The organism is Prevotella sp. AM34-19LB, assembly GCF_003468525.1.
Lineage (GTDB): Bacteria > Bacteroidota > Bacteroidia > Bacteroidales > Bacteroidaceae > Prevotella.
Genome location: NZ_QSIG01000035.1, coordinates 20933 through 34220 on the forward strand (window position 1 = coordinate 20933; position 13288 = coordinate 34220).

A 13288-nucleotide genomic window follows, 5' to 3' on the forward strand; every position below is an offset into this window, starting at 1 on the left:
GAGTAAGCAATGAAACTCAGTATCATCATCCCCGTATATCGTGCCGAAGATACGCTCGAAAGATGTATCGGGAGTATCCTGCAGCAATCATTCACCAGCTACGAGCTGATTCTCGTAGATGATGGATCGCCTGATGCGTGCCCTCAGCTCTGCGATGAATATGCCAGGAAAGATAGTCGCATCCACGTTATCCACAAGGAAAACGGAGGTTTAAGCGATGCCAGAAATGTGGGGATTAAGAGGGCTAAAGGATTGTATATCACCTTTATAGACAGTGATGATGCGATAGGGGAAAACACGCTTCAACAGCTGATGGAAGAACTTTATCAACATCCCGATGTGGATATTCTGGAATATCCCATCATGGAAAGAATCGGTCATCCCCATCGGGAAAAACTCCTATCCTTCGCTCCGAAAACCTATCAGAATGCCATCGAATACTGGTTGGCAGAAAAGGGCTATCATCATACCTATGCCTGCAACAAGATTTTCAGGCGTTCGCTGTTTCAGAACATCGAATTTCCGAAAGGAAAAAGCTTCGAGGATGTGTGGACGATTCCGAAACTGATAGGGCTGACGGAGACTGAGATTAATCCAAATAGAGCAGCGGCTCCTCCCCCACCCTTGAAAATAAGGGTGACGGATGTAGGAAAGTATCTCTATTACTGGAATCCTCACGGCATTACATCGCAGGCAAAATATCCCGATCTGCTTCAGCTGTATCTGGGACAGAGGCAGGCTTTGATAAAGCTGAAAATAGCGGGTAAAGAAGAAATGAAGCTACAAATGGAAGCAATAGAAGAAATTCTGCTGAAATACCAGCCTTCATTAGAAGATTTCCTGACGCAGCATCTCAATGTCCTGCTCGATCTCTACGATTTATCAGGAAGATATGAACCGGATCCTCCCCTTATCCACGCCGTGAAATGGCTGGAAGGAAAAACGGGGATTCATTCATTCAAACTCAAACTATTCAATATTTTAGGTTATCATTCATTATGCAAAATCAATCATCTCATACACAGAATATACAGGCGCCCTTAGTAAGTTTCATCATCACCACTTACAATATGCCTACGGAATATCTGGAAGAATGCCTCAAAAGCATCCTCCAGCTCTCACTCAACTCCAAGGAAAGAGAAATCATCCTCGTGGATGATGGAAGCGATATCTGTGCAATCAACGGAATCACGGAATATCTGTCGCAGATTATCTATCTGCGACAGCCTAACCAGGGAGCCAGCGTGGCTAGAAACTATGGTATGATGATAGCCAAGGGCAGATTCATCCAGTTTGTGGATGGCGACGACTATCTGGTACAGACCGCCTACGAACATTGTCTCGACATCGTAAGATATCATCAGCCAGACATCGTGACATTCAACTATGTAAAAAACAGGCAGACGGATACTCCTCCTTATGAATTGCCGACTCCGATATCGGGCACAGCCTATATGAGCAATCATAACCTGCATGGTTCTGCCTGCTCCTATATTTTCCGCAGCAGCATCAGAGGCACCCTGCAGTTTACGCCGGGCATCGTATATGGAGAAGATGAGGAGTTTACCTCTCAGCTCTTCCTGCGTGCCGAAAGAATCTTCAAGATGGAGACAGAGGCTTATTACTATCGTGAGAATCCGAACTCCGTAACCCATCAGATGGATCATGAGAAGATTACCCAGAAAATGGATAACAGTCTGGAAGTAATCCTGCATCTGCAGAAACTGCTGGATAAGATTCCGGTGGCTGAAAGACAGGCGCTGAGTCGCCGCATCGCCCAACTCTCGATGGATTATCTGGTGAACAATATCCGTCTGAAACATTCGCTGATAGCCCTGAACCATGCCATCAAGAAGTTGAGAAAGCATGGCCTCTATCCACTTCCAGACAAGGAATACACCAAGAAATATACCATGTTCAGAAAGATGATAGGTACCTACGTAGGAAGAATGGCGCTCCTCTTTTTCATCAAGAAATAAATGAAAAGGAGGAAGATTTTATCAGATAAATAAAGAGTATATCAGATAATAAAAGAGTATATCAGGAAGATGAAGATTCTATTAATGGGAGAATACAGTAACGTACATGCACACTTGCCGAGGGACTCCGCAAGCTGGGGCATGAGGTTACCGTGCTCTCCAACGGCGACTTCTGGAAGAATTATCCACGAGATATCAACATGGTGAGAAAGCCTGGAAAACTAGGTGGAATCCTATATTTGATAAAGTTATACACAATTGTGCATAAGTTAAGGGGATACGACATCGTCCAGCTCATTAACCCGATGTTTCTGGAGTTGAAGGCTGAGCGTATCTTCCCGATTTACCGGTATTTGAGAAAGCACAACAGGAAGGTGGTGCTGGCTGCATTCGGTATGGATTACTATTGGGTAAGCGTCTGCTGCCAGGATAAGCCATTGAGATACAGCGATTTCAATATAGGAGATGAATTACGCACCAATGCCGATGCCCTGAAAGAAAGAAAAGACTGGCTGGGAACCGCCAAGGAAAGACTCAACCGGATGATAGCTGAAGATTGCGACGGCATCATAGCGGGACTCTATGAATACTGGGTATGTTATCAACCGCATTTTCCACAGAAAACCACGTTTATCCCCTATCCAATCCATACTTATACACAATCCTATCAGGATAGGGATAAAGGGGCACCTTCTATAGAGACATCTTCTGTAGATATTTCCAGAAGACCTTCCCAAAAGTTGAAGTTATTCATAGGTATCAACAAAACCAGAAGTGAGTATAAGGGTACGGACATCATGCTGAAGGCTGCCCAGGCAATCGCCGAGAAATATCCGGAAAAGGTAGAACTGCGTATCGCACAAAACGTGCCTTTTGCGGAATATGTAAAGATGATGAACGGCAGCGATGCCATCCTCGACCAGCTCTACAGTTATACGCCATCGATGAATCCGCTGGAGGCAATGGCAAGGGGCATCATCTGCATAGGTGGTGGAGAACCGGAAAACTACGAGATTATCCACGAAGAGCATCTCCGTCCCATCATCAATGTGCAGCCCAACTATGAGAGCGTATATCAAGAGTTGGAGCACCTGGTGCTTCACCCAGAACTGATACCGCAGCTTAAGCAACAGAGCATCGAATACATCAGCAAGCATCATGAATACATAAAGGTAGCTAAACAATATGAAGAATACTACAAGAGCCTGTTAGCCTAGGCTCTTGTTATAAAAAGACGTCGCCTACAGGATATTGGAACGAAGGATATCATTTAAGGAAGTTTTTGAAAAAAGCCTTGCTATTCCCAATTATTTCCACTATCTTTGCAATCGAATAAGTTGCACTCTATAAAACGAAGAAGATATGGATTACAAGAGATTACCATACGGCGTTGCCGATTATACATGGATTAAGAGTCAGAACAGATACTGGGCTGATAAGACGATGTATATTCCAAAAATGGAGGAAGCAGGAGACTTTCTCTATCTCATCCGCCCACGCCGTTTTGGCAAGAGTGTCTTCCTCACGATGCTTCAAGCCTACTACGACATCGAGAAGAAAGACTCGTTCCATACCACATTCAAGGATACTTGGATTGAGTCGCATCCAACCGAAGGACTTGGCAAATACCAAGTCTTATACTTCGATTTTTCCAGAGCAGCGGCTGGTCCTGGTACTTTGGAAGAAAACTTCAATTTATATTGCAACAGCGTACTCGATGGTTTCATCAAAAAGTATGCAGCCTATTATGATGAAGATTTCAACATGGAGGAATACCTTGGCTTTTCCGGTGCCTCCTATAAGCTAAATGCACTGAATTCTTATTCCAAAAGCAAAGGTACGCAAATTTACCTCATCATCGACGAGTACGACAATTTCACCAACAACATCCTGAGCGAGGAAGGAGAAGCTGTGTATCACGCTTTGACTCATGCACAGGGTTTCTACCGTGACTTCTTCAAGCTATTCAAGGGAATGTTCCAGCGCATCATGATGATGGGAGTTAGTCCTGTCACCGTGAACGACCTCAACAGTGGCTATAACATCGGCACCAATCTCTCCATGGATCCCATGTTCAATATGATGCTGGGATTCAGCGAGAACGAGGTGCGGGAAATGATAGAATACTACAGAGAAGTAGGACTCATCAATGTTCCGACCGACCAGCTGATTACCGACATGAAGCCTTGGTATGACAACTATTGTTTCGCAAAGGACAGCCTGGTCACAGATCCAAAGATGTTCAATTCGGATATGGTTATCTATTATCTCCGCCATTTCATCCGTTTTGGCAAAGCTCCGGAAGAGATGGTAGACCCAAACACCATGACCGACTATGCCAAGATGAAGAAGATCATCTTCCTGGACAAGCTGCAAGGCGACCGCAAGAGCGTGCTGAAAGAAATCATCAACCAAGGTTACATCTGGGCAGAACTGAGAGAAAGTTTCCCTGCTGAAGACTTGGTTGACCCAGACCTGTTCCCAAGTCTGCTCTACTATTACGGCATGCTGACCATCATTGGCAAGCGTGGCAGAAGAGTAAAGTTGGGAATCCCTAACGAGAATGTACGCCGCCAATATTACGGCTATGTGTTGGATGAATACAACAAGGATACTAAAATCAATAATAATCATCTTGCCGACCGATACGATGTAATGGCTCTAGATGGTAACATCAAGCCAGCCATCGAATACATTGCCGAGGGTTATAAGAACTGCACGAGCATCCACTCAAGCATTCAGGCAGAGCGCAACCTGCAAGGGTTCATTGCCGCTTATCTCAACCATAGTGGTTATTACTACATCATCCAGGAAATGGAGCTGAACGGCGGCTATTGTGACTTGACGATGATTCCTGATCTCACCCGTTTCCCAGAGGTTGCCCATGCCTATCTCCTGGAGTTGAAGTATCTGAAATCAGGTGATACCGATGAAGAAGGCATGAAGGCTTTAGAAGAAGCAAAGGCGCAATTAGACCAATATGCTCAAGACGCAAGATTGCCACAGATGATGAGCGGCAAGCCTATACACAAGATTGCTATTATATATAAAGGTAACGATCTTTGGAGAGTAGAGGAATGGCGCTGAAGAGGATAAGCCCTAATGATCTTTTATATTCAGCGACGCTGAATCTCCGTTCAGCGACGTTGAATGTGCATTCAGCGACGTTGAATGTATGTTCAACGTCGCCGAACGGAGATTTTCTTTAATAGCATCAACATTTACCATTAAGGATATTCCTATTTTCCTTTAACGGTGTTTTTATTTTCCCTTAATAGTATGCCTATTTCCCCTTATGGGATTGAGCCGTCATTAAACTACTCATTCATCCACATCCTGAATCCTTCACCGCGAAGGGTATCCAAGTGGATGGAGGCATCCTTGGCGAAATATCGGCGCAAGTTGTACATCACATTATTGAGACTTTCTTCGCGGCATTGTACACCTCTCCAAACTGTATCCTTGAGGTCTTGGCGTGTCACGACTTCGCCCTTATTGATCCATAATAGCTTGAGTGTAGCAAACTCTGTATTGCCCAGCGTCTTCTCGCTGCAGCCACGGAAGCTGAGCACATGGCTATCTGTATCTACGGTGTAGGCACCCATGTTTATCATACGGGAATTGCTGAAGTCTTTGCGCTTGGCATAGCGGTTTACCCATCCCAGGAACTCACGGCTGTCGAAAGGCTTCTCGATGTAAATCATCGCACCATTGTTGGCGGCTTCGGTTTTCAGTTCTGGATCATGTAACGAAGATACACACATGATAGGGATGTCTTCTGCAGCAAGTCGGATGTCGTTGATTCTTTCCAGACTGTTCTCTTCTCCTATCATCACATCGAGGATGATGAGGTTGGGAGACAGCTTCATGATAAGGCTTTCTACTCCAAACAGCGTGTTTTGAAAATAGACCTCATAGCCTGCTTTTTTAAGTAGCAAGACTGCTGTGTTGCCGAAATCCAGGTCATCATCGACCAATAGTACTTTTATCTTTTCCATATTTCTTATTTTATATTGTTTTATCTTGTTTCTTGTTCCTTGCCCATTACGATTTGTTGCTTTTAGTTGAGCGGCAATGTAAATGTAAAGGTGCTACCCTTGCCTAGTTCGCTCACCACCTTGATGGTTCCACCATGTGCCTTGACGGCATATTTTACCATGGCAAGACCTATGCCATATCCGCTCTTATGGTGTGTGGCTGGTATGCGATAGAACTGCTCGAATATCTTCTTCTGATACTTCTTGTCGATGCCTACGCCGTGGTCAGACACGCTGATGATGGTGAAATGTTCATCCTGTTTGATGCTGACATCAACATTTGCCTCTTTATCAGAGTATTTAACGGCATTTTCCATTAGATTGTGCATCACATTTTCTATCAGGTACTTATCAGTATACACCAGTGCTTTCTCTTCACGATGATCGTGAATTCCGATGGTATGTGGCTTGCTGGCATAGTTAGTGTCTATTTGTTCTTGCGCTTGTTGCGTCAGTTCGATGATGTCAACTTGTTCTTTGTTGATAACCAACTTACTTTCACCAGCCTTAGAGGTAATCAGTATCGTCTTGATGGTATTGGCAAGATTCTTGATTTGTCTTTCTGAAGAAGTAATCATCTCCTTCAAGTCAGCATCCTTGATACAGTCTTTGATGAATCCCAACTTTAGCAAGATGCTTGCCAATGGAGCTTTCAAGTCGTGTACAGTTCCATGAAGGCTTACCTCACGATTCCTCAGAAGGTCTTCCTTGTTTCTGATGGCAGTCATCTGGTATCCTACGCAGAAGACGATGATAAGAGCTAGCAGTATGGTAGAGATTAGAGTCTCTATAGAATTTATGATGAAAGAAGATGGAGTTATATCTACCTTTGCCTGTACGAAACGGATAGGTTTGAGCCCGATGCCGATAGGCTTGCTAGCCTGCCAAGTCTCAATGTCCTTTGTTTGTCCATAACTCTTAATGACCTTTTTGTTCTCATCTAATATCAATAAGGTATAAGAGAAATCCTCATTTAGATTCTTCTTGAATATTTGAGAGAGTTTCTTGAGATTAATGGGATTGCCTTTGGCGGTGAGCCTGTCTTTTGTCAATAATCCCATAGCTTCTGCTTCTGTCTCTGCAATACCTTTATCTCTTAGGTCTTGAATGTTTATTTCGTCAAAGCGAATGACATCTTCTTTCTTGGGCTTTGCCTTGAGAAAGTCTTCGTCCGTCATTATTTTTGTGTAGAGTCGTTGTTTTCCATCTTTATGTGGATTGTAATTTTGATGTGCTCGGATAGCATATTCTTCATCAACAGAAACTTTTAGTGCAGAATTGATCTTATCTATTTCCTTATAGATATATTCCTTGTATTGCAAAGATACATTATATCCTTGTAACAATGTAACAACTAAAAGTGCTAAAATCGTTATACAATAATACTTTTTCATGCTTTGTATTTTTACTTATTTTACTTCAAAAGTGCAAAAATACAAATATTTTTTCAAAATAGCGTACTTTCTAACATCATTTTTATATGAAAATTTAGGGGGTAAATATTATGTGGGAAATGATGTAAAAAGTTTGGTGGTTTGAGCAATTTGACGTAATTTTGCAGCTAGAAAATTAATCAAATTAAAATTGTATGGATATATTGAAAGATTTAGACTTAAGCCTAATTGTAGGCGGTGGGTATTGGTGGTTAGATTCTTTAGGAAATTGGCACTATAACCCAGATGACGAAGAACCTGATGGTGATGACACCATTTGGGGATAGTCATTAAAGTAAGAAAAATAATAAAGTCGACGATATTATTTGCAGACCTTACTGTATAAAGGAACGATTGCTGAAGCGTTTATTTAAGTAGGCATAAATTGTATTATTATGAATTTACAAACTTTCAATTTGAAGAACTCTTCTGTCTTGAATGAAGAAGAGTTGATGCTGTTGCTAGGTGGTGGTATTGATCATAATGAACCGATAACAAAACCTGGTGACAACCTTGAAAAGTGTAGCAAATGTGATAAATGTGACAAATGTATTTGCGCATAATTTTTAAGTTATATAGTATATGAACATTTGTTAGTAAAAATGAATTAAGAACATTCAAGCTGGATAGAATGCTATTTCTTTGGTTATGCTATCCAGTTTGAATGTTTATAATTATATATGATATAGACAATGAGGGCAAATAAATATTTATATATAGTTTCATTAGATGATGATGTGCATTTTGTTATCTTCAATGGATTAAACAAGGAATTCCTTATTTTAGAGGAAAAAGCCTTGACATCAATGATGGAATTAATAAATAATCCAGATACTTATGCAAGTACTCATCCTAAGATATTGCAAAGCTTAGCTGCTTCCAAATTTATAGTTGAAGAAGGTTTTGACGAAAGAGCAATCTTGAAAGAGGAAAGGGATAGCTTTGTTCATGCCTTAGAATTCAAAACGACAATCCTTCCTACATTCGAATGTAACTATAATTGTTGGTATTGCGTACAAGAGCATGAACCAGTTGTCTTGGATTATACTCGGTTTGACTTAATAATGAAACATATAAAAAAATATTTGTTGGAAAATACCATTCATGAATATGTTTTATCTTGGTTTGGTGGAGAACCACTGACGCAGCCGAAAGTTATAGAATACATAGCTCCGAAACTGATTAGTTTTTGTGAAGAGCATAAAATTGATTTTAGTAGTGGCATAACTACGAATGGTGCTTTGCTCAATATTGATAATATCAAACTTTTACAGAAATGCAAGGTTGATTATTATCAAATAGCAATAGATGGCGATGAGAAGACTCATAATAAAAATAAGCAAGATAGTTTATCTGACAGTTCTTTTCGGTTGATATTGAATAATATTGTTAACTTATTGAGGATAAATTCTGATGCAAAAGTTACGTTGAGAATCAATTATACATTGGCAACATTGAAAAGTGACACACTGGTAACTGATATAACTAGATATATTCCAAAAGAATATAGAAATAGAATATTAGTGGATTTACAAAAGGTATGGCAAGTTAAAGAGCAGAACGTGTCTATTCTTTTGTTGCGCAAATTGCAAGAAAAACTTGTTGAATGTGGCTTTGAACTCTCTATCCAACATGTATTCTCGATGTGCTATGTAGAAAAAGAACATTATAATATGTTCTATTATACTGGAGGTGTGGAAAAATGTGATAAGAGACCTATCGGAAAACTGCGAGGTCATTTAGATGCTAATGGTGATATAATTTGGAGCGAAAAGCCGATTTTTGAAGATTATGACCTGTTTGATGATAAATGTATTTGCAATAGTTGTCGTTATTATCCATTATGTTATTGCGGATGTCCGATATTGCGAGAAGAACGAATAATAGAAAACCACGGCAAAATACCTTGTGGTCATCAAGGACAATATGATTTGTTGGAACATCGTATAAAAGATTATTGTTGGCGAGTCATTAATAATAAAAAACTTAAGAGATGAAGTACATTTGGGTAGTGTTGATGTTATTTTTGTTTCCTTTCACTTGCTTAGCGCAGGTGAGAGGAAAAATTGTATCTGTATCGGATTCTTCTTGTGTGCCTTTTGTTACAGTTTCTGCTTTTGATAAAACAAATCGGTTTCTGGGTGGAGTGCGCAGTATGGAAACAGGAGAATTCTCATTGGAGAGCAAAGGAAACATATATAAATTGTCTTTCCAGTCTATAGGTTTTGAAAAACGAGATACTATATCTCCTCTTGGTTTCAAGGGCGATATAGGTGTTGTTGTATTGCAATCAAAGGTGGAAAACTTAAAGGAGGTGGTAGCTGTGGCTGATATGGTGAGTAGAAATGCATCTAAAGAAACTGTATTCATCACCGATTCCCTTCGAAAAGGAACCACTAGTGCTATACAGCTATTAGCAAAAATTCCAGGTATAACAACAGATTGGGGAACAGACGAAGTGAATGTAGGAAAAGATAAAAATGTACCTGTAATTATCAATGGCAAGGAAGTAAAACGAGAATATGCCATCAGCATAAACCCAAAGCGCATCAAAACAGTAGAAATTATGCGTTATCCTGCTGGTAAATATTCTGAATATCCAGTAGTGCTTAATATGGAACTGGTTAATGACTATACTGGATGGGATATAAGTGCGTTCTCCCGCAATTTGTATTCTTTCAGAAATAAGCATTCCAATAGGGAAGTTATGGGTGCAAACTTTACCTATACATTTCCAAGAGTTAATCTGTATGGCAGCCTAAACTTTACGCATCGTCAGAATTATGATGTATTAGGTTATGAATATAGTAACTTGGGTGATGTGACGATAAAATCAAAGGCTATTGATTATAGAAAACCAAACATGAGTACTGGGAGCAATATTGGTAGCTTTAGTTTGGGAACAGATTATAAATTGTCAGATAATCAAACACTATCTGTGCAAGCTTGGATAGAGACAAAGGGAAGTAAACAAAGTGATTTCTTTTCTGTTTCTAATAGGGACGAAAAATATGAATCAAATAGCCTAGATGATTTCAATACAGATGATTATACTATTGGATTGTTTTATAAGGGAACGGTTTTAAAACATTTAAATTTATCTTCGGAACTCATATATAATAGGTATGATATTCATGAAGATAGATTTTATAGTGCAAAAAATGATGTAGCTCAAACCCCTTACAAGGGAGATAAAAACTATTGGCGTTATTATTTGTCTGGTTACTATAACTTAGGCAGCAAGGTGTCTTTGTGGGCAGACTATACCCAAATATGGAAAGATTATTCTAATTCTGACCGAAATGAGAATGTTCTGTTGCATAGTAGCAAGGAAACTCGAAGTAAATTGATGGGAGCAATATCATATCAGCCATTTAGAAATTTCAATGCTTTGCTAGGCACTCATTTGTTGACTGTCAAAGATGAAAACCAATTGAAGGCTGTATCTGAGAAACATACATCTTGGATGCCTTTGTTTAAAGGTTATTGGAAACCTGTTAAGTGGATGTATTTGCAATGTAATTATTTTTGTGATGTGGAGTATCCCAACCTTGATCAGTTGTCAACGGTAAGATGGCAAGTGAACGATGTGCTTTGGCATAGAGGCAATTCTGAGTTGAAACCTAGAATTATGCATTATTCAGAAATTACGGTCAACTTTGTCAATATAGTCAAGATTGACTATATGTACAAGCAGAGCAAGGATGAGATTATAGACTATTATCAGCAAGAAGAGGATAAAACTTATCAAACTCAAGCAAATTGTAATTACAGACATAATTACTTGGGAATGGAAGGTGATTATAATCTTGGCAAAGGCGTAGAACTGTCATTTGTTGCAAATTACCAATGGTATCACCGGTATATGAAAGATGACACGAAGCATTTTGGCAGAACCTGGTATCTTGATACACAGTTTCTTTGGAATGTTCCAAAAACAAAATTGAGTTTCATGGCTAGCTATTTCCTTCGTCACGACAAATTGCCATTATTACAAGGTAAACAGTATGATGAAGAGGAAAAGTTGTTTGTTGGAACTTCTTACTCTTTGTTAAAAGGTAAGTTGCCAATATCTTTGGAAGTAAGCATACCGACTTCTATGATTTCCAAGAAGACTTATACGAAAGTGAGTCTTCCAAATTTTGCTTATCAAACCTATGGCGATAATAGAGTAAATGCTTTTGTTGCCTTATCAGTGTTAAGTATAGTTTGGGTAAGGGGAAGACAACAAAGCTAAATAATAGTAAGAATTTAGATGTGGAAAAGTAAATGAATAGATTTCCTGTTTGTTTTCAGCATGATAGTATGCTATGTGGTATTACTTGCTTGCAGATGATTTGTAAATATTTCGGCAGAGAATATTCTTTGGATTCTCTGTCGAAACTCTGTTTTGCCACAACCGAAGGGGTTTCGATGCTTGGTATCAACGAAACAGCGAAGACCTTGGGACTGGATACGGTATGTGCCAAAACAAGTGTCGTAGAACTTAGCGAGACTCCGCTCCCTTGCATCCTTCATTGGAACCAGAACCATTTCGTGGTATTATATAAGGTGAAGAAGGGCAAGAAGTTCTATATCGCAGACCCTGGCAAGGGAAAGACAACTTATAACCTTGAAGAATTCAGACGGCATTGGATAAGTACTCGCTCTAATGACGAGGACAAGGGTATCGCCATGTTTTTCGAAACCACTCCTGCCTTCTTCACCTATCAGATGGAAGGAGAAGATAGACAGAAGGAGAAGCGTTCCTTCAAGTTCCTTTTCAGATATTTCAAGAAATACCGCAAGGCATTCTCCTGGATAATCTTGGGACTGCTTGCGGGCAGTGCCCTGCAGCTGGTACTGCCGTTCCTTACCCAATCCATCGTGGATGTCGGTATCAAGAACCAGGACATTGGATTCATCTGGCTCATTCTCTTAGGCCAGTTGATGCTCACCGTCAGCCGAACAGCGATAGACTTCGCCCGCCGATGGTTCCTGCTCCGCATCTCCATGCGTATCAACATCTCCCTGGTGAGCGATTTCTTCATCAAACTGCTGAAACTGCCGATGTCGTTCTTCGACACTAAACTGATGGGCGACTTGATGCAAAGGATGAGCGACCATAGCCGTGTGAACAACTTTCTCACCCAGCAGACGCTCAACATTACCTTTGCCATGCTTACCTTCGTGGTGTTCTCGGTAGTGCTCTTTATATATAATAAGGTGGTGTTTGCCATCTTCTTATTGGGCAGCATCCTGTACGGAGGATGGATGGCTCTCTTCCTGCGTCGAAGAAAGGTGCTCGATTATGAACTCTTCGAGCAGCAGGCCATCAATAACAACAGGACATACGAGTTCATCACTTCTATGCAGGAAATCAAGTTGCAGGATTGCGAGCAGCGCAAGCGAAAGGAGTGGGAGGAGACACAGGTGAATCTTTTCAGGGTACAGCAGAAATCTCTGAAACTACAGCAGACCCAGGAGGCTGGCAGTATTTTTATCAATGAGGTGAAGAATATCGTGGTGACGGTGGTTGCCGCTACGGCGGTAATCCAGGGGCACATGACCTTGGGTATGATGCTCGCCGTGCAATATATCATCGGACAGCTCAACTCGCCGGTGGAGCAACTCATGAACTTCTTCTATTCCGTGCAGGATGTGAAAATCAGTCTGGAACGTATCAATGAGATTCATCAGATGGACGATGAGAATGGAAAGGATGGCTTGCTGGCAGGTCTTGATCATCCAGAGGATGGTATCCATATCAGCAACATCATGTTCAAGTATGATCCTCATGCCCTCAGAAAGACAATAGACGGGGTGGATATTCATATACCTCAAGGCAAGGTGACGGCGA

10 protein-coding genes are annotated in these 13288 nt (G+C 40.7%); 8 read left to right on the forward strand and 2 right to left on the reverse strand.

Annotated features, from left to right (window positions below):
* Nucleotides 1–9 precede the first annotated feature (9 nt).
* From DW830_RS11010 to DW830_RS11025, 4 genes are all read left to right on the forward strand, one after another.
* Nucleotides 10–1044 (forward strand): glycosyltransferase family 2 protein, encoded by a 1035-nt coding sequence (locus DW830_RS11010; RefSeq protein ID WP_119249932.1) that lies wholly within the window; start codon nt 10–12, stop codon nt 1042–1044.
* Nucleotides 999–1979: a glycosyltransferase family 2 protein gene (locus DW830_RS11015; RefSeq protein WP_119249933.1), complete on the forward strand. Its 981-nt coding sequence runs from the start codon at nt 999–1001 to the stop codon at nt 1977–1979. The genes DW830_RS11010 and DW830_RS11015 overlap by 46 nt, the downstream gene beginning before the upstream one ends.
* A 260-nt stretch (nt 1980–2239) precedes the next feature.
* Nucleotides 2240–3196, forward strand: coding sequence for a glycosyltransferase (locus DW830_RS11020; RefSeq protein ID WP_410524520.1), 957 nt, complete (start codon nt 2240–2242; stop codon nt 3194–3196).
* Between the two features lie 145 nt (nt 3197–3341).
* Entirely contained in the window at nt 3342–5066 is a 1725-nt protein-coding gene (locus tag DW830_RS11025) for an AAA family ATPase (RefSeq protein WP_119249934.1), read from the forward strand.
* 230 nt (nt 5067–5296) lie between these two features.
* Here DW830_RS11025 and DW830_RS11030 read toward each other — a convergent pair whose 3' ends face one another.
* Both DW830_RS11030 and DW830_RS11035 read right to left on the reverse strand, forming a co-directional pair.
* A complete protein-coding gene (locus tag DW830_RS11030) occupies nt 5297–5977 on the reverse strand; it encodes a response regulator transcription factor (RefSeq protein WP_119249935.1) in 681 nt (226 codons plus the stop codon).
* Nucleotides 5978–6039: 62 nt separating this feature from the next.
* Nucleotides 6040–7194 (reverse strand): sensor histidine kinase, encoded by a 1155-nt coding sequence (locus DW830_RS11035; protein ID WP_158573482.1) that lies wholly within the window; start codon nt 7192–7194, stop codon nt 6040–6042.
* 410 nt (nt 7195–7604) lie between these two features.
* Here DW830_RS11035 and DW830_RS16930 point away from each other — a divergent pair, with 410 nt between their 5' ends.
* From DW830_RS16930 to DW830_RS11050, 4 genes are all read left to right on the forward strand, one after another.
* The gene (locus DW830_RS16930; protein WP_255415628.1) at nt 7605–7736 is read left to right on the forward strand and encodes a hypothetical protein; all 132 of its coding nucleotides are present in this window, start codon (nt 7605–7607) and stop codon (nt 7734–7736) included.
* A gap of 405 nt (nt 7737–8141) precedes the next feature.
* Nucleotides 8142–9446: a radical SAM protein gene (locus DW830_RS11040; RefSeq protein ID WP_119249937.1), complete on the forward strand. Its 1305-nt coding sequence runs from the start codon at nt 8142–8144 to the stop codon at nt 9444–9446.
* Entirely contained in the window at nt 9443–11686 is a 2244-nt protein-coding gene (locus DW830_RS11045; RefSeq protein WP_119249938.1) for an outer membrane beta-barrel protein, read from the forward strand. The genes DW830_RS11040 and DW830_RS11045 overlap by 4 nt, the downstream gene beginning before the upstream one ends.
* A 32-nt stretch (nt 11687–11718) precedes the next feature.
* Nucleotides 11719–13288: cysteine peptidase family C39 domain-containing protein (locus tag DW830_RS11050; RefSeq protein WP_119249939.1), on the forward strand; the 1570-nt coding region annotated here is incomplete at its 3' end.

Bases quoted from the DNA above. Each gene is read 5' to 3' on its own strand.
- DW830_RS11010 (WP_119249932.1), top strand. From the start codon at position 10: ATGAAACTCAGTATCATCATCCCCGTATATCGTGCCGAAGATACGCTC.
- DW830_RS11015 (WP_119249933.1), top strand. From the start codon at position 999: ATGCAAAATCAATCATCTCATACACAGAATATACAGGCGCCCTTAGTA.
- DW830_RS11025 (WP_119249934.1), top strand. From the start codon at position 3,342: ATGGATTACAAGAGATTACCATACGGCGTTGCCGATTATACATGGATT.
- DW830_RS11030 (WP_119249935.1), bottom strand. From the start codon at position 5,977: ATGGAAAAGATAAAAGTACTATTGGTCGATGATGACCTGGATTTCGGC.
- DW830_RS11035 (WP_158573482.1), bottom strand. From the start codon at position 7,194: ATGACGGACGAAGACTTTCTCAAGGCAAAGCCCAAGAAAGAAGATGTC.
- DW830_RS16930 (WP_255415628.1), top strand. From the start codon at position 7,605: ATGGATATATTGAAAGATTTAGACTTAAGCCTAATTGTAGGCGGTGGG.
- DW830_RS11040 (WP_119249937.1), top strand. From the start codon at position 8,142: ATGAGGGCAAATAAATATTTATATATAGTTTCATTAGATGATGATGTG.
- DW830_RS11045 (WP_119249938.1), top strand. From the start codon at position 9,443: ATGAAGTACATTTGGGTAGTGTTGATGTTATTTTTGTTTCCTTTCACT.